Source organism: Aliarcobacter trophiarum LMG 25534 (genome assembly GCF_003355515.1).
Taxonomy (GTDB): domain Bacteria; phylum Campylobacterota; class Campylobacteria; order Campylobacterales; family Arcobacteraceae; genus Aliarcobacter; species Aliarcobacter trophiarum.
On the sequence record NZ_CP031367.1, the window covers coordinates 1,063,902 to 1,089,550 of the forward strand.

Genomic DNA, 25,649 nt, shown 5'->3' on the forward strand with positions numbered 1-25,649 from the left:
CCAAAATATATAGTACCAAAAGTGAAAAGATAATCATTCTATAATTCATAATATGAATATTTAAGATTTTTTTGGTGGAATTGAATATGTTCCAACAGCATGTGCTATTGGTTCATCACAATCTATTGAGTACAACCAAACATCACCAACAATCAATACTTTACCAACTTTCATTAACTTACACACAGCACGAATATTTTGTGAAGGTGATGGTTTATTTAAAAAATTAATAGATAAATTTGTAGTTACAGCCAATCCAACAATACCTATTTCACCTAAAATAGCAATATATAAAGCATAATCAGCAATAGTCATCATTGTTGGGCCAGAAACAGTATTTCCTGGTCTTAAATCTTTACTATCTACTTGATATATAATAGTTGCACCTTTAGATGAAATCTCTTCAATCTCACATTTTTCTAAACTTTGAGGAAACTCTTGTTTTAAAAAATCTATTACCTCATTTTTTAAACTATTCTTCATCACTCTCCTTTCTCAAAACCTGTCTTTTATTTGCACGGCTTTGTTCTATTTGTATAAAATCCTTTTCATACTTTTTATATTTTTTCAAAAATGGTGGTATTTTTCGCCCCTCTATTAGCATAACATCATCCAAAATAGTTTTTACTAAAAGCTCTTCATCATAATCCTTGCTTAAATACTCAAACAGATACTCTGCAACCCTATCTAATGAGATTTTAAAAGTGCTTTCACTTCTTTTATATAACCATTTTGAAAAAGAGAAAAAATTATCAAAAACCTTTCCATTTTTAAATAAAAGTTTTGAAGTTTTTACAAAATTTCCACTATTGTAAACAATATCCCAGAATCTGGCAAATCTTTTCATATCTTGCATAAGCTCAAACTGTATTAAATTGTTTTGCAAAATATCATAAGGCGGGTTTGGATTATATACCATTCCATGTATTTCATCATGCCTATTTAAAGTAGTTCCTGATAGCTTCTTTAAAATTCCTATTTGAATCTCTCCACTACTTAAACTATAAAGTAAATCCAAATTTGAAGAGAAGCTTTCTATTGTTTCACTTGGAAGCCCTACTATTAAATCTATATGTACGTGAGCTTTTGTTTCATTATCCAAAAAAGCTAAGTTTTCTTTGATTTTTTGAATTCTAAGATTTCTATTAATCTCTTTTGCTACTTCTAAATTTAGAGTTTGAATACCAACTTCTAATTGTAAACTTCCAGCTTTAAACTGCTTTAAAAGCTCTCTTAATTCATCTGGAAAGTTATCAGGAATTACCTCAAAATGTAAAAAATAGTCTTCATCTTTTACTAAGAAATATTCCAAAATAGCCTTTGCATAAGAGATTTTTAAATTAAAAGTTCTATCTATAAATTTATAACTTCTAGCTCCTCTATTCCAAAGTTTATCAATTTCAGCCAAAAAAACATCTATTGGTAAATATCGCATTGAACTATCAATACTAGACAAACAAAATTCACAAGTAAAAGGGCAACCTCGACTACTTTCTATATAAATATGTCTATTTTTTATATCAAAATCTGTGTAATAATCGTATGGAAGAGCTATCTTATCAAACTCAACTGGCTTTGCTTGTATTATCTTATCTTTTGGACGAACTCCACCTAATACATTTTGACAAAGATTATATACACTTATTTCTCCCTCTCCAAACATAAAATAATCTGCTTTTTCAAAGTTGACCCTATGAGGAAGATGACTTATTTCTGGACCTCCAAGAGCTACAATTGTATTTGGGCTTATTAGTTTTATATATTTTACAATTTCTGCAACATCTGTTGCATTCCAAATATATGTTGCTATACAGACTATTTTTGGCTTATATGCCAAAATCTCTTCAACTATTGTTTGAGTTTGGCTATTTATTACAAACTCTAAAATCTTTGCACTATTCTTTAACTCTTTTAAGTTTGCAAACAAATATCGCAAAGATAAACTAGAGTGCGAAAATCTTGAATTTAGTGTTGTAAAGATTATATCTATGTTGTTACTATTATTGTTATTCATGTGGTGGATTTTACACAAAATGGTGTTACATTAACCTTTTATATAGTTTGATTTACTATAATTGCCTAAATTTTTTATAAGGGTTGAAATGCTTAGAACAAAATTTTCTCAATTTAGAGCTATATCTGTAATCGAAGGAATATCTTATTTAGTATTAGTGCTTCTAGCAATGCCGTTGAAATACTTTTTTGATGAACCTATGGCTGTTAAAATATTTGGAATGATGCATGGAATATTTTTTATACTTTTTTGTGTAGCTTTATATGGAGCTATGAAAAAATATAAATGGGGATTTTTATTTAGTTTAAAACTATTTATATACTCTTTAATACCTTTTTTATTTATTTTAATAGAAAAAGAGCTTATTATTAAAAAAGAGAGTATTTAGAAAGCTTTACTCTCTAAATACTTTTATTCTACTTTCTGATTTATCACTTCAGATAGCTCAATATCAGAAATCTTAACAGGATATTGTTGCTCATCTTTTGTAAAACTAGCTCCTATTTTTGGAGTTATTTCATAGTTTATAGTTCCATTTGGCTCAGTTGAACCAATAGAATAAGCTCTAAAATTTATCTCTAAAATCTCATCTTCAAACTCTTTTATATTTAAAATCACACTAAACTCTTTTAGTGAATTTTCACTTAAATTATCATCATAAGCCTCTATTGCTAAAAAACTATTTTTAATACTCTCATAAGGGTTTATAGTAAATAACTCACTATTTGGTTCATATATATTTATCTCTTTTAAATCCCCTAAAATAGTAGAAACAACTCTTGATTTATCTTTTAGTTGTGGAAAAGACACAACTAAACCTTTTTGACTATTTTCATTTAACATAGATTTATATCCAAAAGTTATTTTTAGAAGATTTTCACCTATCATATTATAAGAAGTAGTAAGATTTTCATCATCATAGTAATCAAAATCTCCTTCTTGCTGTGAAAATTTCAAATCTTTTTCATCTAAAAGCTTAATATCATTTATATAAATACCATCTTTTAAAGATAGCTCAAATCTTTTTAAATCTTCATTTGGAATATCTTTATAGTTTACTCCTAAACTCATTTTTAATGGAGTTATTAATCTCTCTGCTGAACTCTTATCTAAATCAATTTTTACATCTATTTTTTCAAAAATATCATTTAAAGCAGTAATTTGTGCTGGTTTCATATTTTTATTTAAAACAAGATTTGCTTCATATCTTAATTTCTCAAAAATTGTTTCTGAATTTTGAGAAAAAGAAGAAGAAGTTCCAGAAGATGAAACTTTTATATCACTCTTTAATATTTCATTATAAAAAGTATCAAAAGCCTTTGTAAAAACTTCTTCATCTTCACTATCTAAAACTTTAATAAGCTCTTTGTACTCTTTATAAGGTAAATTTTCCAAAGAAAAATTAATTTCACTATTTTTTATATTTATAACATTTGAACCATTTATTAAACTTTGTACATCATTACTAACAAGTGAAAACTCATCAAAAGATATTTTATCTTTTGTACTAACCTTATCATCTATATTTATAGAAGTTCCATCAAATTGAATATTTTTTATACCCATTTGTACAAATTCACTATCTAAAGATAGGTTTGAGACTGAAAATTTTGTATCTATATTTTTATCACTCTCTTTATAGAAATTTTTCATATTTTCTATTACAAAACTCTCATTATTTGGACCAATTACTTTAAATAACTCAATATTTAAACTATTCTTATCTCCATTTATACCTCTTAGTGAAATTATTGTGTCTCTATTGCTAAAAGCAATATCATCTAAGTTGTAGTTTAGTTTATCATCAATTTTTAGGTGAATAGCCTTTTGTTTTAATAAAGATAAAAGCTCTTTACTAGCCTCATCCTCACTACTTTCAAGCTCTTTTTGAATAACTACTGATAACTCTTTTAAATACAAATCAGCTTTCAACTCTTTTGTCAAAATATTTAAAGAGATATCGTAATCAAATTTTGTACCTTCTAGTGCTAACTGCTTTGAACTATTATCAAAAAGATTTAAAAGCTCAACAAAAAGCTCTTTAAGTTGGCTCTCTTTCATATTATTAGATATAAAATCTAGCGCTTTGATAGCATCAACTATCTCAATTTGCCCATCTTTTCTTATTTTCATTGGAAGATTTGAACTATTTTGTGAAATAGAAAAACCATTCTTATTTAGTTCATCTATTTTTATAGCTAACTCTTTGTTTATAGAACTTTTAACACCAAAACATATAGCTGCAACAATTAAAAGAGTTGCAACAACTCCTATTATAACCTTTTTCATAATTTGCTTCCTTTATTTTAAAATGAAAGCTTATCTAATTATCACTAAAAATGTTTAAAATTTTAATTTAAAAAATCTACCCTATTTTCAATATATTTTTTAATAAAAGGTAAAACTTTTATCGTATCAGAATCTTTGATAAGAGCACTTTTACCACTAGTTAAAGCTATAGAGTTGCTAAGATACAATAAACTAATCATAGCTGAACCATATTTATTATCTTTTGTAGCTTGGAATTTTCCATTTTCCACAAAGCCCAAAACAGCCTCTACTCTATCTAGTTTTACTCCAAAATCTTTACTATTTTTACACTCTATAAAGTCATGATTAAACTTAGTTTCACCTTGAAGTTTTTTTAGAAGTGGGAGTAAAAAAATATGCGAATTTATGGCATTAGCAAGAGGATTTCCTGGAAGTGCTAAAACTAAACTATTCTTTAGTTTTCCTAGCATCATGGCACGTCCTGGTTTTAGATTTACTCCATGAAATGTCACTTCTAAACCACAATCTAAAAATGCCTTTGCTAAGAAATCGGCATCTCCCATAGAAACCCCTCCACTAGTTATTATCACATCATAATTTTCTAGTTTTTTTATAAACTCTATACTTTTTTCCAAATTATCAGGAACAACTCCTAAATAACTTGAAGAGAAATAGTTCTCTTCTAAAAAGCTTTTTATAAAAAATGAGTTTATATTATAAATCTCTTCTTCACTTGCCTCTTCCCACGGCTCTTTTAACTCATTTCCACTAGAGATTATTGCAATATTTAACTTTTTATAAACTTCTAACTCTTTTACACCTTGAGAAACTAACAGTGAGATTAAAGATGAGTCTATTTTATCTCCTTTTTTTAAAAGGATTTCTCCTATTTTATGTTCTTCCCCTTTTAATCTAATATTTGAGCCTCTTTTTAAATCTTTTGTAAATTTTACTTCATTTTCTAAGGATTCACAAAGTTCATAGGGTACTACTAAATCTACAAAATCTGGTACAGAAGCCCCTGTCATAATTTTATAACAATATTCACTTTTTGGCTCTTTAAACTCTCTTTTATCTCCAGCAAAAATAGTATCTTCAATCTTTAAGCTCTTTTTTAAATCTTCAACTCTTATAGCATAACCATCCATGGCTGAATTATTAAAACTAGGAAGATTTTTTATACAAACTATATCCTTGCTTAGAACTCTTCCTAAACTATCTAAAGTTGCAATATTTTCGCTATCTTTTCTTTTAATCTCTTCACATAATTTTAATCCAAGATTATAAGCCAAATCAAAATTAACATAGTTTAAACTCTTTTTCATAAATTCCCTACTCTTGTAAACTTTTTATTTGTATATATTTTTTATATAGTTGTTCTACTACAAAATCTATCTCTTCTTCCTTATAGTTTTCATTAAAACTAAAGCTTAATGCATTTCTACAAAGACTCTCTTCATATCCCATTTCAGCAATTACCCTAGATGGTTTAGATAGTCCCAAACTACACCCCTCACCATTTGATAAAAAGATATTATTAAAAGCCAAAGTTCGTATAATTTCTCTAGCTTTTATCCCTTTTAAAGCAATATGAAAAGAGTTATTTAGCGTATTTTTATTGTCCACAAAAAAATATAGATTTTCTTTGAACCTATCTTGTAGTTTTGTCAAAAAAATATCTTTTATATTAATATCTTTTTTTATATTTTGATATGACTTAAAACAAGAATAAATAGCAAAACTATCAGTAAAAGCAATATTGTTTTGATGAAAACTATCATCATTAAACATCATTACACTACTTAAAAAATATCCACTTAATTTATAGTTATCAAAATAGATTATGTCACTAAATGGCGATAAATCAGCACTTGCATTCGAAACTATTTTTGCAGTAGTTAAAACTTTAATCTCTTTTAAATCTACACTTAAAAAAGTATCCATAGTATATGAAGATAGAAAGATATAGTCAAAATTTTGATTTTTTAAAGAACTTATATCAATACTTCCATCTTGATTTAAAGGTAAATATGTAATATTAAATCCTAAATCTTCATATACTCTAGAAGCATCTATTAAAGCTTCGCTTTCAGCTTTACTTATTGCAATTTTTTTATCTTTTAATTCCAAGAGAAGGCCTAAAAACCCCTCTTTTGAAAAAGAAAAAGTTTTTAATTTTTTAAAAGAGAGAGCATTTAGAAACTCTTTGCAAAGAGATTCAAACTCAAGATTTGTAACTAAACTATCTAAACTTAAACTCTTTTTTAACTCAAAATCCGAAGGATTATATTGTAAAAAGTTTAGTCTAATCAAGTAAAATCCTAGCACTATGAGTATATATATTCATTTTATGCTCTCTTGCAAAACCAATTAGTGTAACTCCATGAGAAGAAGCTGCTTTAATACCTTCAAAAGTAACTGCTGCTTTTGAAACAACTATTGGAATTTTATGCATTACACACTTTACAACCATCTCATTTGATAACCTTCCAGTTACATACAAAATAGATCTTCTAATATCTTTTTTGCTCATTGCTGCTAGTCCTACAACCTTATCTATTGCATTATGACGACCTATATCTTCAGCTTCAAATATAGTACCATCCTCTAAAATAAGTTTTGCCTTATGTACACAACCTGTGTCATCAAAGAGCTTTGAGGATTTGTTAAATTCACTCATATATTTTAAAATATGTAAAGCTTTTACTTGATAATTCTCTTGTACAAATGAGCAATCAAAACTTAAATCAGCATTTCCTGTAACTCCAACACAACATCCTGAAGTAAGAGTTTTTTGTTTAAAAAGATTTTCAAAAGCATCATCTTTTATATTTGCCTCTACAAAAACTTTTAAACCATCTTCACTTATTTTTAGTAGTTCTATCTCATTAACACTTGATATAATTGCTTCACTTAACAAAAAACCAACAATATGAGCATCTTGATGCTCTTTTATAGTCATAACTGAGATTAATTTTTCACCATTTAGATAAAAATCTATCTTCTCATCTTTTATAACATAATCCTCAAAACTCTCAAAGTTATTTTCAACAAATCTATCTAAAATAATCTTTTTTGAATTTTTATCATCTTTATTTAAAAAAGCCGAGGTTAAAACCTCGGTTCCAAGAGCTGTCATTATTTGCCTTCTCTTTTTTTAATATCTTCTAAAATATCAGGGGCAAGTTGTTCTAAATACTCCCTTGGATATTTTCCTGTAATCAAGCCTTTTAAGTTACCTTTTACAGCAACCAAACTTGAATATACAAAATCCATTAAGAAAAACATAATTAAAACACTAGCTCCAAAATGAACATATAATAGTGCCCTTTTGAACTGTATAAATTGAGCATTCGTAAGAGCATCTGGATGAATAAACCATATCAAAAATCCACTAAAAAGAAGACCTCCACCCATTAAAACAAACACTATAAAGATAACTCTCTTCATAGGTGTATGTTTTCCAAATAGTGTAATCTTTCTAATAAGAGAGTTTTTAGATAAGATTTTTAAATCTTTAAATGCAATAATACTCATTAATAACCAAATAGGAAACCATAAGAGTCCAGTTACTTCATGTGTCCCTCTTAAAATAAATGGAATATATCCACCTTCACTTCTTAAGCTCCATGTTATATTAAATCCTGTAATAATTAAAGTTAAAATAATAATTACATTTAACCAAATTATTGCTCTATGTAGTACTGAAAACACCTCTACTGTATCATTTGGGTTTGTAATTATTGCCTCTTTTCTTCCATAAAATGCATACATTACACAAAAAATAGCAATCTCAGCTACAAAAACCCACCAAATATATAGTTGTCTTTCATTACTAGCTCTTATAATCTCAGGGGCAATAGCATTGTACTCAGGTCCAAATGCTCTATTTACCATCTCAATATAACCTGTTCTTGCTGGTTCTAATATACCATCAAGGTTTCCACCTGTTAATACATGGATTGTGTACCTAAATAAGTACCCCCAATCCATAATCATCAAAAAATTTACAAATACAAACCCTACAAGTCCAAGACCTAAAAGGGTATAGATATATGCCCCATTTCTTTTCATAAATGAGCTATTTTCCATATATTATTCCTTACCAACCATAAGAAGGAGTTGCAATTCCTTTTCCTTTTGAAACAGCTCTATATTTTTTTATTATTGCTATCTCATTTGCATCACCTGCTAAAAGTGCTTTTGTTGAACACATAGAAGCACACATAGGAACTTTACCTTCACTAATTCTGTTTTGTCCATATTTATGGAACTCTTCAGGTGTATTTGTCTCTTCAGGACCTCCTGCACACATTGTACATTTATCCATTTTACCTTTTGTACCAAATGCACCATCTTTTGGAAACTGTGGAGCTCCAAATGGACAGGCAAATAGACAATATCCACAACCAATACATTTATCTTTATCATGAAGAACAATTCCATCTGTTCTTATATAGAAGCAATCAGTTGGACAAACTTGTTCACAAGGTGCATCATCACAATGCATACATGCCATAGAAATAGAGAACTCTTTTCCTACAACACCCTCATTTACTGTTACAACTTTTCTTCTATTAATTCCAACTGGAACCTCGTGAGCCTCTTTACAAGCAACTACACATCCATTACAGTTTATACAAAGGTTTTCATCACAATAAAATTTCATTCTTGAAAAATCTATATTATTACTACTCATGATTAATCCTTTACGCTTTTTCAATTCTTACCAAAGAACATTTAGTCTCTGGACATGCTGTTTGTTGATCAAACCCATAACTTGTAACTTGTGTAGAGTTTTCACCCATAGCATACGGAGCTGTACCAGCTGGATATCTATGTGTTAAATCTTCACCACTCCACCATCCTGAGAAGTTTTGAGGTAAGAATACACTATTTTCAGCTACTCTTAAACTTACTTTACATTTGATCTTTATCTTTCTACCTGTTGTTCCATGAACCCACATCATCTGTCCATCTCTAATTCCTAGTTTAGAAGCTAGATTTGGATGAAGCTCACCATACATCTCAGGACTTAACTCTGCTAAATATTTACTAGCTCTTGTTTCAGTTCCTGTTCCCATATGTTCAACAACTCTTCCAGAAACGATATTAATAGGGAACTCTTCTAACCAGTTTTGTTTTTTCTGTTCACTCTCATATCTTACATCAACTCTAAAGTGATTTGCTTTATCTTTGATTGCTGGATATTTTTCAACTAATTCTGGTCTAAATGAGTGAAGTGGCTCTCTATGTTTTGGAATTGGGTCTGCAAATGATGGAACTATAGTCATAGCTCTTGCATTTCCATAAGGTACAAGTCCAGCCTCAAGTGCATATTTTACCAATATTCCACTATCATCAGTTTTCCAGTTTTTACCTTCAACTAAAGCTTTCTCTTCAGCACTTAAAGTAATTCCAGCTAGTGCTTCAATATTTGCAGCAGTTATTTCAGCATATCCACCTTTTATTTTTGAACCTTTTGGATGACTTCCGCTTGAAGCTAAAAGACTAACTCCATTTCTTTCAAGTCCAAAGTTTGCTCTAAATCCCATACCACCTTGTGAAACTGGTAAAGTAGTATTATATAAAACAGGGCTTCCAGGGTGAGAAGTTGACCAACATGGCCACGGTAAACCATAATACTCTTTGCTAAACTCTCCTGTTCCTTGAAGAGTAGTATTATTAAATAGATGCCAATTCTCTTGTTGTTTTTTAATTCTATCAGCTGTAACACCTGTCATACCAATAGTTTTTAAAGCTCTTGCAATTTCATTTGTTGCATCCTCTGGCCATTGGAAGCTATCACCTTTCCCCATACCAGCAACAAGTTCATTATAAAAGCCCATTCTTTTTGCGAAATCAAACAAAATTTCATGGTCAGTTCTTGCTTCGTAAAGTGGTTCTACAACTTTTGTTCTCCATTGTACACTTCTTCCAGTATTTACAACTGTTCCACTTGTTTCAACTTGTGAAGCAGCTGGAAGTAAGAATAGATTATCTGTTCTTGTTGTAATAACTGCAGCATCATTTACATATGGATCAATAAATACTACAAGCTCCATCTTATCTAAAGCCTCTTTTATTCTTTTTACATCTGTAACTGTAGAGATACCATTTCCTATACAAACAAGGGCTTTTATAGGGCTTCCACCATTATATTTTGCATTTTCTTCGTTAATAACTCCATCTGCAAATAGTGAAAGCGTATTTCCTTTAGCTTCCATAAGCTCTTTAGATTTAAATCTTCCTTTTAACCATTCATAATCAACTTTCCACTGTTTTGCAAAATATTTCCAAGAACCCTCTGCTAAACCATAATATCCTGGTAATGTATCAGATAAACATCCAATATCTGTTCCACCTTGAACATTATCATGTCCTCTTAAAATATTACATCCACCACCTGGTTTTCCAACATTTCCTAAAATTAGTTGCATTATTGAACCTAGTCTTGTATTAGATGATCCAATAGTATGTTGTGTCCACCCTTGATTCCAAATCAAACATCCAGGGTCTGCACTTGCTAATAGTGTTGCTGCTTGGATTAAATCCTCTTTTGGTAGTCCAGTTATGTATTCAACATGCTCAGGTGTGTATTCTTCACACTCTTTAAACACCTCTTCAACTCCATGAACTCTATCTGCCAAATATTTCTCGTCATACCATTTATTCTCTTTTATCAATCTAATCATTCCATAAAGGAAAGCGATATCAGTTCCTGTTCTAATTCTGCAGTATAAATCTGATTTTGCAGCAGTTTTTGTGAATCTAGGATCTACAACAATAATTTTTGCATTATTTTGTTCTCTAGCTTTCAAAATATGTTGCATTGCAATTGGATGGTTATCCGCAGGGTTTGAACCAATAATAATAATGGCTTTTGAATTATGCATATCTCCTAAGTGATTTGTCATAGCTCCATATCCAAATGTATTTGCCACACCGGCAACTGTTGGACTATGTCAAATTCTAGCTTGGTGATCTATATTATTTGTTCCAAACATTGAAACAAATTTTTTAATATAATATCCTTGCTCATTACTTGTTTTTGCTGAACCTAAAAACATTACTGAATCTGGTCCAAATTTTTCTCTTAGTTCAATTAGTTTGTTGCTTACTTTTGTCATAGCATCATCCCATGATACTCTATTCCATTTTCCAGCTACTTTTTCTGTTGGATATTGAAGCCTATTTGTTGATCTGATTTTATCAATCATATCAGCACCTTTACAACAATGTCCTCCTCTACTAATTGGGTGATCTTGAGCTACCTCTTGTCTTACCCAAACACCATTATGAACTTCAGCTATTACTCCACAACCTACTGAGCAGTGTGTACAAATAGTTTTTATAAGTTTTGAACCTGGAAAAGGATTTCTTACTTCCTCTTCAGTTGCATCTCTTAAAACTTTAGATGTATTTGCAAAAGCAGATGTAGCAGTAAAAGCAGTCGCTAGTGAAGCCATTTTAAGAAATGTTCTTCTACCAAAGCTATTTGCTCCCATACTATCCTCCTTTATTTATTTTTTATTAATATGCAGCTTTATAAAACTCTTCCCAAGCTGCTGTGTTTTTGTATAAAATCTCTTTTTTATTTGATCTTCCAACAACTACACCGTTACCTTTATTGCTATTAGCACCTCTATCTTGTTTTTCAGTTGTAGCAGCAACAGCTGCAACACTTCCAGCCAAAACAGTAGCAGCTATACCAGCTCTTTTGATAAATTGTCGTCTTTGCTCTAACTCATCTGCCATGATAACTCCTTTGTTTGATTTAGGGTAAAAAGCCCCTCTAAAAACTCTATTAAGGTTTTAGAGCGACTTTTTCCCAAAAATTTAAACTTCTAAATAACCTTTTTCAAAGTTATAAAAACTTTCTAAAATAACTCCAACATTTAAGTATATATCAGATTTTACTGCCATTAATCTAAAAAATAGCTTTTCCAAATAGGGGTTTATCACCTCTACAAAAAGCTCTTTTTGTAAATCCTCTTTTATATTTTCATTTAATTGCTCTTCAATTAAATATGCACTTAAAGTAAAGATAAATCCAAAATGATCTTCTTGTGCTGTAAAATTTTTTTCATCTCTTCTTATTTTAGTTTTTGCTAATACATCTTTTACTTTTAGTTGCATTATTCCACCTTCTCTATGTTCGTGATACCACGAAACACTCAAAGATACAAACTCTCCAAAGGGTATTAAAAATAGCTCTTGATACTGATTAAAAATCTCATTTTTACCTTTTTGTTCAACTATTTTTAAAATATTTTTTGAAGCTACTTCAACTTCACTATTAAAGGCATTTTCACTAAAAGCTTCAAGACTAGCAATAATCTCATCTTGTTTTGTTTTTGTGTACTCTTCTACAAAAAATAGTGATAAAAGATTATAGACAAAAAGTCTAGCTTGATCAATTTGTATATTTTTCATTTTTACTTAACTCCTCCATAATCATAACTTTTGGCTTACAGTTTGAACAACAATACAAACTTCTAGCTTTTGCAGGGCTTTGTGTCTTAAAAATAGGCTCCATTAGCTTTGCAATCTTTTCAATAGCCTTTGTTGTAGCAAATTCAACTCCACACTCAACACAAGCAAAAAGATTGTCTTTTGCCAAAATAGTCTCACTAAACCATGATGAGTTAAGTTCAAGTTCATCATATTTTATAGTTAAACAGTCACTTTCAGGACAAACTATTTCACAATATCCACAAGCTGTACAGAGACTAGGATTTACTCTTAAAGTAAAATCTTCTTCATTTGCAAACAGTGCATCAACATTACAGGCTCCAACACAAGATAGACATAAAGTACAGTTTGCTTCATTTACCAAAACTCTAGCATAAGATAAATCTCTTGTAGTCTTTACTACTCCTAAATCCTCTTTATCTAATAGTTTTTCCAATCTATATGAAAATATCTCTCTCTTTCTCATATCCCTTTGGTTAAAATCATAATATGAGCCATCTATAAACTCTTGTAAAGCTAAAGCCTCTTTTAACTCCTCTTTATTTGTAGCCAAAAAAACAGCTTTTTTTCCAAACTTTTTAAGATATATCTCATTTAATAAATTTATACTCTCTAATGTTCCTTTTGTAATATTATCTGAAAAATATACTAATTGCGAACCACTTACTTGTAAATACGTAAGAAAAATTGTCTCATCAAAAATATCTCCAATAGTACAAAGTGGTAAAACATTTTCATCTAAATCTACATCAAGCTCACTCAAATTTGATTTTGAAGAGAGAATCAAAGGTTTTGTATTTTTATAAAATGAGCTTAATTCATAAAGGCTCTCTCTTGAAGTTGCAGCACTATTTATTGAACCACTAGGACAAATACTTACACAATTTCCACATCTAATACAATCAACTAAAGAGAAGACTAATTTTCTATTTTTATCATCTTTTGTTATAGCATTTGTAGGACAAACATCTACACATTTTGCACAGATATCATCTTTTCTCTCATTATATTGGCAAATTGTTTTATCATAAGTTATAGTTTTAAAAAAGTTATAACCACTTAAATTCTCTTTTATAGTTTGTAAAACTATCTTTTCTCCCAATAGATTTGGATCATAAATTCCAGACATTTTTTTCTCTAAGTTTTCATCAAACCATATAATTTGAGAAGTTTTAAGAGTTATATCTCTATTGCCACCATCAACAATAACTTCAAAATTTCCAATAGAACCCTCTATCTTTTTTATTAAATTTTCTTCAACTTTATATAAATCAAAATCATCTTTACTTAAGTTTTGTGTAAAGTTTTTAAAATCATCTATATTTTTATATATTATCATTAAAGAGTTTGGAATATTATCTATTGTTTGGGGAACATCTTGTGCAAAATCAAATTTTGTAGCATTAATCTCATAAAGTTTTAGAGTATTTTCAATTTTTTTTGCCAGACTATCTTTTGAATTTTTTATATAATAGTCTATTTCTAAGCCTAAAAGCTCATTTTTTACATCATTAGAATTTGATATTAAAAAACTTTTGTCTTTTATATCCTCAAGATTTGTAGCAACTTGGATTTTTTCATTTAAAGGGAAATCCAATCCCAGTTTATTATAGTAGATATAATCTTGCATAACCTATGCCCTTAATTTTTAAGTAAAAAATATTTTACCATATTCTATACTTTAGAAAGTTAATTTGTACTTAATTTATAAAATTCTAACCTACATTAAATTAATTATTCGCCATCTTCTCTAAATTAATATTAAATAATGTAAACTTATATATGGTTAAAAAAGTTTTATTTATTACAATTATTCTTATTTTGTTTTATCTAGTTAATTTTGAAAAAAAGAACTCTGGTGATGAGATTTTAATAGCTTCCTCTATTCCAAAAAGTTCTGGTTTAAAAGCTTGGGGAGATGCTGTTTTAATTGCTTCAAATAGCTATTTTAGTTATGTAAATGATAATAATCTATTAAAAGATAAAAAAATCGTTTTCAAAACCCTTGATGATAAGTATGAACCAGACCTAACTTATGAAAATATACAAAAACTATCAAAAGATAATATTTTAGCACTATATGGTGTAGTTGGGACTCCAACAAATAAAGAGATACTTCCTCTTTTAGAAAAAAACAATTTACTCTATTTTTCACCATTTTCTGGAGCAGAGTTTTTAAGAAATAATACAATTCCAAACATAGTAAATTTTAGGGCATCATATAAAGAAGAGCTTGAAAATTTATTAAACTATATTATAGATGAAAAAAACTTGAAAAAGATTGCAATCTTTTATCAAAATGATGAGTATGGGGAAGAGGGTTTAATATCTACTTTAAAAATTTTAAAAGATAAAAATATAGAGCTTTCAGCAACAGGAACTTACAAAAGGAACTCTCTTTCTATAAGTCATGCTTTTAATGAGATAAAAAACTCAAAGCCAGAGGCAATAGTAATGATAGGAGCTTATAAAGCGATATCTTTATTTATAGAAAAAGCAAAGAAAGATAAAGTTTTAAAAGATACAATTTTTTGTAACATATCATTTGGTGATGCAAACTCTATTGTTAAAGAGTTAGAAAGTACAAATACAAATACAAAAAACCTTATATTTTCTCAAATTGTGCCAAACTATAATGATAAATCTTTACAAATAGTTCAAGAGTACCAATCTATTATGCAAAAATATGCAAAAGATAAACCACTTGGATTTATCTCATTTGAAGCCTTTTTAGCTTCAAAAGTTTTAGTAAACCAAATATCAAAATTAGAAAAAATAGGAGAATTAAATCAAAAAAATCTACTAAATACTCTTAAAAACCCACCAAAAAATCTTTTGTATGAGATAGAAATGGGGTTTAAAAACAATCAACTCTTAAATAAGACCTATCTTTTTGAATATAAGAACAATAATTTTGAAGAGATAAAAAGATGAAAAGGATATTAAACTATTTTGATAATCTAAAATTTTCGTACAAAACAAATTTCTTAATTTTTATTATCTCTAGTGGAATGTTTACAATTATAGTTCTATCTCAAATATCTATATTAATATTAAAAAATGATTTTGACACTCTATTTGATAAAAGAACAAAGAGCTTAATAAAACTTGAAAGCATAAAAGATTCATATAAAATAAATATACAAAACACTCTAAGTGAGTTTGAAAAGAACAATCTAAGCTATGAACAAACTTTAGAAGTTTTGCAAATAGCAAATGAGATAATAGAAAAAAATTGGAAAGAATATAAAAACAACTCAATTTTTGAAGATACAAACTTTGCAATAAGTTATATAAAAAAATATTTTTCAAATAAAAACTACTATAAAGATGAGAGCATAAAAAATTTTAATATAGAGAATGTTGATAAAAAAATGGTAAAAATTTTTGATTATGTAAAAAATATAGAAAAACCAAATAAAAAAGAGTATTTTACAAATTTAAATTTTGAAATTGATTCTATATTTGTCTATTTAGGAAGTTTAGTAAACTACGATTTGAACTTAGCAATAAATGAAAAAAGAGATACAGACAACATCTTTCATCTTATAACAATTTTTTCTTTTATTTCTATATTTTTAGTTGTTTTATTTACAATAATTTTATCTTTATTTATAACTGTCCATTTTAGAAAAATTCATGATTTACAAGAAAAAATTGTAGAAGACAAAACAAAAGAGCTAAAAGAGTTAAATAGTAATTTGGAGCTAAGAATATCTCAAGAGGTTTCAAAAAATAGGAAAAAAGATATTATTATGTTTCAACAAGCAAGATTTGCAAGTCTAGGGGAGATGTTAAACAATATTGCACATCAGTGGAGGCAACCTTTAGGAAGTATTAGTATGATTATCCAAAGCTTTCAAACAAAAATGAAGCTGAATAAACTTTCACTAGAGTTTGTAGAGCAGAAAGTTTCAGATGCCCTACTTTTAGCACAAAATATGTCAAATACCCTGGATGATTTTAAAAACTTTTTTACACCAAATAAATCAAAAAATAGTTTCTTCATAAAAGATTGTATAAACAACTCTATAGAATTATCAAAATACTTCTTAAATAAAGAGGGTATAAATATAGATTTAATTATTAAAAAAGATGTAAAAATATATAGCTTTGAGAATGAGCTATCTCATGTTTTTTTGAATATAATATCAAATTCAAAAGATGCATTAGTAAATAATATCTCAAACGAAAGTAGAGTTATAAGAGTTGTAGTAAATAGCAAAAATGATTTTGTTTTTGTAAATATTAGCGATAATGGTGGTGGTATTCCAATTGAAATTATACCAAAAATATTTGAACCTTACTACACAACAAAATATAAAAGTGCAGGAACTGGAATTGGACTTTATATGTCAAAACAGATAGTAGAAAAACATATCAAAGGTGAAATTTCTTTTAAAAACATAAGTTTTAAAGTAGATAATAAAACATTCAAAGGAACTTCCTTTGTTATAAAAATACCAATAAATACTGAAAAAGGAAATAAGAATAATGAATAAAGATTTAGAAATATTGAAAAAATTTAATATTTTATACTTAGAAGATGATACAAACCTTTTAAAACATACAAGTGATATTTTAGAAGATTTTGTTGCAAATATTTATGCCGTTAAAACAACTATTGAAGCAATGAATATTTTACTTGAAAAAAGAGTTGATGTTATAATTAGTGATATTCTACTTGAAAATGAAAATGGTATAAACTTTTTAAAATATATCAAAAATAAAAATATACAAATACCTTCTATTCTAACAACAGCTCATACAGATACAAACTATTTGATAGAAGCAATAAAACTGAAAGTTGAAAATTATCTTGTAAAACCTATAAATATTGAAGAGCTCTTAGAGAGTCTATATGATGTTCTTTTACCAAAAATTCAAGAAAAAGAGATAAGAAAAAATAGTAATATTATAAAAGCAATTGGGGCAATAACTGATAGCAAACAAGTTGAAATTATAAAATATATATTCAATAATCTTGATGAGAAAAATCAGTTTTATGCTTCATATAGTGAAATAATGGAGAAATTTTCTATATCTAAACCAACCTTGGTAAAACTCTTTAAGGATTTAGCAGATAAAAATATCTTAATAAAAACAGCTCATAAAACATACTTTTTTAATGAAGAGTCCTTAGAGAACATTTAAAATAGTAAAAATTTATTTACTTTTTATTTAACTAAAAATTTAAAATTCCTTAAGTATAATGTATTAAATTTAAAAAAAGACACGAAAATGAACAACGAATATAAACTAACAAAGTTTGTTCAAGCTGCTGGTTGTGCTGCAAAGATGGGTCCGGGAGATCTAAAACAAGCTCTTTGTAACTTAAAAGCAGAAAATGAACATATATTAGTAGGATTTGATACAAGTGATGATGCTGGTATTTATCAAATAAATGATGATTTAGCACTGGTTCAAACTGTAGATTTTATTACTCCTGTAGTTGATGACCCTTATATTTATGGGCAAATAGCTGCTGCAAACTCTTTAAGCGACATTTTTGCGATGGGTGCTGATGTTAAAACTGCTTTGAATGTAGTTGGTTTTGATGCTACAAATATTTCAAAAGAGGCACTTGGAGAGATTTTAAGAGGTGGAAATGATAAAATAAAAGAGTGTGGTGGTTCACTTCTTGGTGGTCATACCATTCAAACACCTGAAATGTACTATGGTTTGAGTGTAACTGGAATAATTCACCCAAACAATATAATAAGAAATAATAGTGCAAAAGTTGGAGATCTCCTTGTTTTAACAAAACCATTGGGGATGGGAGTTTTAACAACAGCAATAAAAAGAGATTTAATTCCTTTAAATTTAATCAAACATTGTGCAGATATCATGTCTAGTTTAAACTATATTCCATCAAAAATTATGAAAAAATATCGAGTTAGTTCTTGTACAGATATCACAGGATTTGGGCTTTTAGGTCATGCTTTTGAATGTATAAATCAAAATATTAGTTTTTCTATATCAACAAATGAAGTTCCTTTTGTAAAAGAGGCTTTCTCTTTTTGTAAAGATGGAGTTCTTCCAGGTGGTTCAAAAAGAAATATGAAGTTTATAGAAGATAAAATTATATTTAAAACTGAGATAGACCCTATTTTACAAGCAATCTTATGTGATGCTCAAACTTCTGGCGGACTTTTGATAGCTATAAATAAAGAGGATGCAAAAGAGTTTATAAATGAGATTGAAGATTATAGTTTTGGATATGCAAAGATCATTGGTGAAGTTGTAAAAAGAGGTGAAAAACCCATAATCCTGGGCTAAGGTAGGAATTTATAGATTTCTACTTTTTATTAATCTTACATTAATCTTTACTCTGTATAATTTCAACATAAGTTAAGTTTATGACTTAATTTATACGAGTATTTTTTAAGATAAGTTTCTTAAATAGATAATTTTTTTATGTTTCCTTGTGTAGAAAGGTCGCTTCCCCTAGGCGGCCTTTTTTTTTGCTCAATTTTTTCAACCACTTCATTTTCAATCTAGCTTAAAGCTTTTATGATACTATTTCAAAATGATTTTATACTCTAAAAAATATATAAGCTTTTAATATGCCTCTATCAAATCTAAATCACGAACAAAAAGAAGCTATCCTTTGTAAAAGCGGTTACAATCTTATAATTGCAAGTGCAGGAACTGGTAAAACTTCTACTATTGTTGGAAGAATCTCTCATTTACTCAATAATGGAGTAAAACCAAGGGAGATTTTACTACTAACTTTTACAAATAAAGCTGCTTCTGAGATGGTTTCTAGAGTTTCTAATATCTTTTCAAAGGAGATAGCAAAAGAGATTATGGCAGGAACATTTCACTCAGTGTCATATAAACTTTTAAAAGAACTAGAGTTAAATATTACTTTAAAACAACCAAATGAGCTTAAAACATTATTTAAATCTATTTATGAAAAACGAGTTTTTATGGATAGAGATGAGGAAGCAAATCCTTATGATGGTGGATATTTGTATGATATGTACTCGTTATATCTAAATTCAAATAATAGTGAAGATTTCAGCAGTTGGTTAAAAGAGAAGAATTCAAGTCAAGAGATATATAGTTTAATTTATGAAGATGTTATTGATGAGTTTAATTCTCTTAAAAAAGAGTATGGATATGTTAATTTCGATGATTTACTTACAACTATGCTTGAAGTCTTAAAAGATAAGAGATTCAGTTTTAAAGAGATTCTTGTAGATGAATATCAAGACACAAACCCACTTCAAGGAAGGCTTCTTGATGCATTCTTACCACAATCACTATTTTGTGTAGGAGATTATGACCAAAGTATTTATGCTTTTAATGGTTCTGATATTGGTATTATTTCTAGTTTTAGTAAGAGATATCCTGATGCAAATGTTTTTACTTTAAAAAAAAACTATAGATCCACAAAGCCTATTTTAGACTTAGCAACAAAAGTTATTGAATATAATGAGAGAATTTATCCAAAAAAACTAGAAGTTGTTAGAGCTGAACATAAGTATCTTCCAAAGCTTTTAGCTTTTGACGAGCTTTTTTCACAATACGAATATATTTCAGAACTTATCTCAAAAAGCGAGACTTCTCATAGTGAAATTGCAATAATTTATAGAAATAACTCTAGTGCAGATGGGATTGAAGCAAATTTAAGAGAGTTTGGAATTCCTGCAAAGAGAAAAGGTGGAATGAGTTTTTTTGACTCTATTGAAGTTAAATTTATTTTAGATGTTTTAGTTTTACAAGTTATAAGCAATGATATGATGGCATTTATTCATATAGTTGAACATGGTAAAGGTATAGGAAAGGCAATCGCAAAAGATATTTTTGATGCTTTAATTAAATTAGGAAGTGGAAATTTACTAAATGGACTTTTTTATCCAAATAAAGATATAAACAATCCTTATGAAACAAAAAGAAAAAGCCAACAATTAGGTCTTTTTGATGATTTTATAGAGTTAGGGTCTGTTTCAAAATTTAAAGATTGTAATTTTGAAGAGGCATTTTTAAGTAATCCCATACTAAAACACCCTAAATTAGGAGTTGATGGAGCTAAATATATTTATGATTTATATCTTCTTTTAAAACAGTTAAAAAGAACAAAAAATCCAGAAACAATGGTTACATCAATTAGCTCTTCAATGATTTATTCAAGATTAAAAGATATGTTATCAACAAAAAGAGCAACACAAAAAGATGGAACAATAAACCCTATACAAAAAACAAAATCTTTGGCAAAGATAAATAGAAAAGCTATGTTATTAAAGAATTTATCAAGAAACTTCTCTGATTTATCAAAATTTATTAACTCAATGATTTTAGGTGGAAGTGAACTTAGCGAAGGAGAAGGAGTTAATCTTTTATCAATTCATGCAAGTAAAGGTTTAGAATTTAAAGAGGTTTATATAATAGATTTAATGGATGGAAGATTTCCAAATAGAAAGCTCATGAGTAAAGGTGGAAGTCTTGAAGAAGAGAGAAGACTTTTTTATGTTGCAGTTACAAGAGCAAAGGATATTTTATATCTCTCTTTTGCAAAATATGATAAATTAAAAAAAATAAGTTTTGTTGCTAGCCCATTCTTAAGGGAAGCTGGAATGATAATAGAAGATAAAGAATAGTTATATTAATATCAAAATTTCAAAATATTAATATTTTTTTAGGATATATATGGAAAAGATTATTTTAATTATTACAATTTGTACAATAATAATGATTTCGCCTCTTGTTTCAAAACTTATAAAAGCGCCTGTTGTAGTCGTAGAGATAATTTTAGGATTAATTTGTGGTTATATTGGGCTTATTTATGGCGATGAGACTTTGAAACTGGTTGCTAAATTTGGTTTTATATATCTTATGTTTTTAGCAGGTTTAGAGATAAATTTTAAACTAGTAAAAATAATAAAAGCTACAATGACCATAAATGTAATACTATATTTTGTTCTTTTATATTCACTAGCAGGTGCTGTTTGCTGGTTTTTTAATTTAGGCTTAACATATTTTGTAGCCATTCCAATATTCTCTTTGGGAATGTTAATGATGTTAATAAAAGAGTATGGTAAAGATGAACCTTGGTTAAATCTAGCTTTATCTATTGGAGTTGTAGGTGAAATTGTAAGTATTTTGGCACTTACACTATTTTCTAGTTGGACAGAAAATAGTGGTTTAAGTAGTGGATTTTTTATATCAATTTTAACAATTGTTAGTGTAATAATAGGTACAATTTTACTTCTTAGATTCTCTTATATGCTTTTTTGGTGGTTTCCAGAGGTTAAAAAATATTTAATTCCAGATAGTACAGATGATAAACACGATCAAGATATAAGATTTTCTATCTCTTTACTTTTAATTTTAGTATCAATCATGCTTATTTTAAAAATAGATGTTGTTTTAGGGGCATTTACTGCTGGACTCTTTTTTAAAATGTTTTTTATGCAAAGACAAGAGTTGCTACATAAAATAGAGTCTTTTGGATTTGGTTTCTTTGCACCAATTTTCTTTATATATACTGGTTCAACAGTAAAACTAGATATGATAACTTTAGATATTTTAAAACATGCTCTATTTATAATAATAACTATTATATCTATAAGATTAATTAGTTCATTTTTAGTATTCTTAAAATATCTAAAACCAAAACAAACAACACTATTTGCATTAAGTGATTCAATGCCACTTACCTTTATGGTTGCAATTGCAATGATTTCATATAACTATGGTTTAATAACACAAGAAGAGTATTTTTCATTCATAATAGCAAGTATGTTAGATGGCTTATTTTTAATGATGTTAATTAGAAAATTATATAAGTTTTTTAAATTAGATATAAAGCCTGTAGAAAGTAAATTTTAATACTTTATAAACTAAACAAATTCAAGATATAACAAATATTTATATATGCTACTTATATGCTATTTTTTACTACTTTTTAATAATTATCCTATAAGAAAAATTAATATTTTAAGTTTTATTTCAACTTATAAAACCTATAATTAAAGTTCAGAACTATTTAAATAATAGTCAATTTTATTAGGAGGTTAGCTTGAAAAATAGTAAAGTTTTAACAAAACAAGAAAACTCTTTGCCAAAAATTATTAACAGCAGAAGAGACTTTTTCAAAAAAACTGCTATGTACTCAGCTGGGGCAATAAGTGCGGCATCAATTTTATCGCCTGTCTCTTTAAGAGCTGACGATAATGCAATTATCAAAGAAGCTCCTTGGGGACAAAAACTAGGAGACCCTGTAGATAAAAATCTATATGGTATTCCTTCACCTTATGAGCATAACAATATAAGAAGAACTCACAATCTTCTATCTTCAGGTGATGCTTATGCATCAATATCAATGTGCCCTATTCACGAAAGTGAAGGAATAATCACTCCAAATGGACTATTCTTTACAAGAAACCATGGAGGAACTGCTCATGTAGATCCAAATGAGTTTAGGCTAATGATTCATGGAAAAGTAAAAAGAGAGGTTGTTTTAACACTAGAAGATATAAAAAGATATCCTAGTGAAACACGAACTTATTTTATAGAGTGTCCTGCAAATGGAAGTCCTGAATGGAGAGGACCACAATTTAATAGCTTACAATTTATGAAAGGTATGATGAGTTCAGCACAATGGACTGGAGTTATGCTTAAAACAATACTAGATGATATTGGTTTAGATAAAGATGCTGTTTGGATGTTAGCAGTTGGAAGCGATAATGCTTCAAATCCACGAACAATTCCAGTTGAAAAAGCCCTTGATGATGTTATGGTTGTTTGGGGACAAAATGGAGAAGCTTTAAGACCTGAACAAGGTTACCCAATAAGACTTGTTGTTCCAGGATGGGAAGGAAATTTAAATACTAAATGGCTAAATAGATTAGAGTTTAGTGACAAACCTTGGCACGCAAAAGAAGAGACTTCAAAATATACTATGCTTCAAAAAGATGGAAGAGCTATAAGATTTTTCTGGGTAAATGAAGTAAATAGTGTAATTACAAAGCCTTGTCCTGAGAAACCTTGGACACACCTAAAAGCTGGTGATATGGTAGAGATTGAAGGTCTTGCATGGAGTGGACATGGAACTATAAAAGGAGTTGATATCTCTTTTGATGGTGGAAACAATTGGGTTGAAGCAAAACTAAAAGGTTTAGTATTGCCAAAATCATGGACACGATTTAGCTATATTTATAAATGGAATGGAAAACCACTTCTACTATCAAGCAGAGCTTATGACGATTTTGGAAACATTCAACCTACAATAGACCAAGAGACAAAAGCTGTTGGAGTTGAAAGTGTTTATCATAGAAATGCAATAGTTACTTGGGAAATTACTTCAAAAGGAGAGTGTAACAATGTTCAAATTAGAAAACATAACAAAGTTTAAAAATACTATTCTAAGTATTGGATTAGCTACACTTTTAGTAAGTTTTGCTGAAGCTTCTTCTACATCTTCTGTTGATGGAGCTGTTAAATATCCTATAAAAGATGGTAAATATACACAATATCATATAAACCCTCAAAGTATAAAAGGGTTTAATCTAGGTAGAGATGCTACTAAAAAAGAGATAGATGCTTGGAATAAAGATGTAATGTATGATGGAACAGGTTTACCAGAGTTCGATATGCACGAAGGTGAAGTTGTTTTAGAAGATGGAAAACCTAAAAAAGCACAAGGTAGTGTTGAGCTTGGAAATGAACTTTATGATGCACAATGTGTTATGTGTCATGGAGATTTTGGAAGTGGAGGAAAAGGTTATCCAAAACTTGCAGGTGGAAGTCTTGAGAGTTTAAAGAATCAAAGATTAAATCCAGCAGATGAAAATCCAAATCCAATGAACCCTGATAGAACTATTGGTTCATATTGGCCATATGCTAGTACACTTTTTTGGTATATTCAAGAATCAATGCCATTTAATGCACCAAAAACTTTAACAAATAGTGAAACTTATGCACTTACAGCATATTTATTATCTATAAATGATATTACAATAGATGGTGAAGAGCTTGATGATGACTATATATTAGACAAAGAGAAGTTTTTAAAAATAGTTATGCCAAACGAAAAAGGCTTCTATCCAGAGACAAATACACCTAAGAACCCAAAAGAAGGTGTTCTTAATATGAAAAAATATCTTTCAAATCCTACAAACTATGGTAAAGGTGAAAGATGTATGAAAAACTGTATAAAAGGTGATATAAATGCTCTTGTTATGAAAATCCAAGATGATTTAACTGCAACTGCAAATGAGCCACTATCAACTGCTAGAGATTTACCAAAAGTTGATAAATCATCTCAATTACCAGGTCAAGCTGAGTATGAGAATGCTGGTTGTTCAGCTTGTCATGCAAATGCAGCTATAGGAGCACCTGTTTTAGGGGATAAAGCTGCTTGGGAAACTGTTATGAAACAAGGATTGGATAAAGTTTATTATAATGGAATTAATGGTATAAATAGCATGCCTCCAAAAGGCGGAACTGATCTTAGTGATGATGAACTTAAAAAAATCATTGACTATATGATTGAAACAAGTAAATAAGGAGAGTATTATGAGTTTAATCAAGAAAAGTGCTATATGTGTTGCTTTTAGTTTATTTTTTTTAGTAAATGCTCAAGCAGACGATTCTGAATTGATTAAAAAAGGTGAAAAGATATACACTACAAATACAAAAGGTAACTGTATCGCTTGTCATGATGCAAATGGGAAAACGCTAGATGGACCTGGAACAATGGGACCAAAATTACAATATCTAGCTCTTTGGCCAGATGAAGTTTTATATAATAAAATTTTCGATCCAACAAACCCTGGTGACCCAATTACAGCTATGCCAGCATTTGGAAGAAATGGATGGCTAAGTGATGATGAAATAAAAGCCGTTGTTGCTTATTTAAAAACAATAAATTAAAATAAAG

The 25,649-nt window shown here is 28.7% G+C and carries 22 protein-coding genes; 10 read left to right on the forward strand and 12 right to left on the reverse strand.

Features of this window, described 5'->3' with window-relative positions:
* Positions 1-60 precede the first annotated feature (60 nt).
* Together ATR_RS05485 and ATR_RS05490 are read right to left on the reverse strand one after the other, a co-directional pair.
* Entirely contained in the window at positions 61-483 is a 423-nt protein-coding gene (locus tag ATR_RS05485; RefSeq protein WP_115428473.1) for a PaaI family thioesterase, read from the reverse strand.
* A complete protein-coding gene (locus ATR_RS05490) occupies positions 473-2,032 on the reverse strand; it encodes a B12-binding domain-containing radical SAM protein (protein ID WP_228254198.1) in 1,560 nt (519 codons plus the stop codon). The genes ATR_RS05485 and ATR_RS05490 overlap by 11 nt, the downstream gene beginning before the upstream one ends.
* A 70-nt stretch (positions 2,033-2,102) precedes the next feature.
* Here ATR_RS05490 and ATR_RS05495 point away from each other — a divergent pair, with 70 nt between their 5' ends.
* Positions 2,103-2,402 carry a DUF3817 domain-containing protein gene (locus tag ATR_RS05495; protein WP_115428475.1) on the forward strand — a complete coding sequence of 100 codons (300 nt, stop codon included), beginning with the start codon at positions 2,103-2,105 and terminating at the stop codon, positions 2,400-2,402.
* Between the two features lie 23 nt (positions 2,403-2,425).
* On the opposite strand, the gene ATR_RS05500 is transcribed toward ATR_RS05495, so the two are convergent.
* The 10 genes from ATR_RS05500 to ATR_RS05545 all read right to left on the reverse strand — a co-directional run bounded on the left by ATR_RS05500 (position 2,426) and on the right by ATR_RS05545 (position 14,390).
* Positions 2,426-4,303: a hypothetical protein gene (locus ATR_RS05500; protein WP_115428476.1), complete on the reverse strand. Its 1,878-nt coding sequence runs from the start codon at positions 4,301-4,303 to the stop codon at positions 2,426-2,428.
* A 62-nt stretch (positions 4,304-4,365) separates the two neighbouring features.
* Complete coding sequence (locus tag ATR_RS05505; RefSeq protein WP_115428477.1) at positions 4,366-5,610, reverse strand: molybdopterin molybdotransferase MoeA; 1,245 nt, start codon at positions 5,608-5,610, stop codon at positions 4,366-4,368.
* A gap of 7 nt (positions 5,611-5,617) precedes the next feature.
* On the reverse strand, positions 5,618-6,598 hold the full coding sequence (locus tag ATR_RS05510) for a cysteine desulfurase (RefSeq protein ID WP_115428478.1): 981 nt from the start codon (positions 6,596-6,598) through the stop codon (positions 5,618-5,620).
* Positions 6,591-7,424 carry a formate dehydrogenase accessory sulfurtransferase FdhD gene (fdhD, locus tag ATR_RS05515; protein ID WP_115428479.1) on the reverse strand — a complete coding sequence of 278 codons (834 nt, stop codon included), beginning with the start codon at positions 7,422-7,424 and terminating at the stop codon, positions 6,591-6,593. Before fdhD ends, ATR_RS05510 begins: the two co-directional genes overlap by 8 nt.
* Positions 7,424-8,377 (reverse strand): cytochrome b/b6 domain-containing protein, encoded by a 954-nt coding sequence (locus ATR_RS05520; RefSeq protein WP_115428480.1) that lies wholly within the window; start codon positions 8,375-8,377, stop codon positions 7,424-7,426. The genes fdhD and ATR_RS05520 overlap by 1 nt, the downstream gene beginning before the upstream one ends.
* A 10-nt stretch (positions 8,378-8,387) precedes the next feature.
* Positions 8,388-8,984 (reverse strand): formate dehydrogenase FDH3 subunit beta, encoded by a 597-nt coding sequence (gene fdh3B, locus ATR_RS05525; RefSeq protein ID WP_115428481.1) that lies wholly within the window; start codon positions 8,982-8,984, stop codon positions 8,388-8,390.
* A gap of 10 nt (positions 8,985-8,994) precedes the next feature.
* Positions 8,995-11,793, reverse strand: a complete 2,799-nt coding sequence (locus ATR_RS05530; RefSeq protein WP_115428482.1) for a molybdopterin-dependent oxidoreductase — start codon at positions 11,791-11,793, stop codon at positions 8,995-8,997.
* Positions 11,794-11,818: 25 nt separating this feature from the next.
* A complete protein-coding gene (locus ATR_RS05535) occupies positions 11,819-12,043 on the reverse strand; it encodes a formate dehydrogenase (RefSeq protein WP_115428483.1) in 225 nt (74 codons plus the stop codon).
* Between the two features lie 81 nt (positions 12,044-12,124).
* A complete protein-coding gene (locus ATR_RS05540; protein ID WP_115428484.1) occupies positions 12,125-12,721 on the reverse strand; it encodes a TorD/DmsD family molecular chaperone in 597 nt (198 codons plus the stop codon).
* A complete protein-coding gene (locus ATR_RS05545) occupies positions 12,702-14,390 on the reverse strand; it encodes a 4Fe-4S binding protein (protein ID WP_115428485.1) in 1,689 nt (562 codons plus the stop codon). The genes ATR_RS05540 and ATR_RS05545 overlap by 20 nt, the downstream gene beginning before the upstream one ends.
* A gap of 152 nt (positions 14,391-14,542) precedes the next feature.
* On the opposite strand from ATR_RS05545, the gene ATR_RS05550 reads away from it, so the two are divergent.
* From ATR_RS05550 to soxX, 9 genes are all read left to right on the forward strand, one after another.
* Positions 14,543-15,694 (forward strand): ABC transporter substrate-binding protein, encoded by a 1,152-nt coding sequence (locus ATR_RS05550; protein ID WP_115428486.1) that lies wholly within the window; start codon positions 14,543-14,545, stop codon positions 15,692-15,694.
* Complete coding sequence (locus tag ATR_RS05555; protein ID WP_228254199.1) at positions 15,691-17,262, forward strand: sensor histidine kinase; 1,572 nt, start codon at positions 15,691-15,693, stop codon at positions 17,260-17,262. Before ATR_RS05550 ends, ATR_RS05555 begins: the two co-directional genes overlap by 4 nt.
* Positions 17,255-17,914 (forward strand): response regulator, encoded by a 660-nt coding sequence (locus ATR_RS05560; RefSeq protein ID WP_306457755.1) that lies wholly within the window; start codon positions 17,255-17,257, stop codon positions 17,912-17,914. Before ATR_RS05555 ends, ATR_RS05560 begins: the two co-directional genes overlap by 8 nt.
* An 87-nt stretch (positions 17,915-18,001) precedes the next feature.
* A complete protein-coding gene (gene selD, locus ATR_RS05565) occupies positions 18,002-19,039 on the forward strand; it encodes a selenide, water dikinase SelD (RefSeq protein ID WP_115428488.1) in 1,038 nt (345 codons plus the stop codon).
* Between the two features lie 287 nt (positions 19,040-19,326).
* Entirely contained in the window at positions 19,327-21,366 is a 2,040-nt protein-coding gene (locus ATR_RS05570) for an ATP-dependent helicase (RefSeq protein WP_115428489.1), read from the forward strand.
* 49 nt (positions 21,367-21,415) lie between these two features.
* Entirely contained in the window at positions 21,416-22,597 is a 1,182-nt protein-coding gene (locus ATR_RS05575; RefSeq protein WP_115428490.1) for a cation:proton antiporter, read from the forward strand.
* A gap of 190 nt (positions 22,598-22,787) precedes the next feature.
* Complete coding sequence (gene soxC / locus ATR_RS05580) at positions 22,788-24,122, forward strand: sulfite dehydrogenase (RefSeq protein WP_115428491.1); 1,335 nt, start codon at positions 22,788-22,790, stop codon at positions 24,120-24,122.
* Positions 24,091-25,275 carry a c-type cytochrome gene (locus tag ATR_RS05585; RefSeq protein ID WP_115428492.1) on the forward strand — a complete coding sequence of 395 codons (1,185 nt, stop codon included), beginning with the start codon at positions 24,091-24,093 and terminating at the stop codon, positions 25,273-25,275. The genes soxC and ATR_RS05585 overlap by 32 nt, the downstream gene beginning before the upstream one ends.
* A gap of 10 nt (positions 25,276-25,285) precedes the next feature.
* Positions 25,286-25,642, forward strand: a complete 357-nt coding sequence (gene soxX, locus ATR_RS05590) for a sulfur oxidation c-type cytochrome SoxX (protein ID WP_115428493.1) — start codon at positions 25,286-25,288, stop codon at positions 25,640-25,642.
* Positions 25,643-25,649 lie beyond the last annotated feature (7 nt).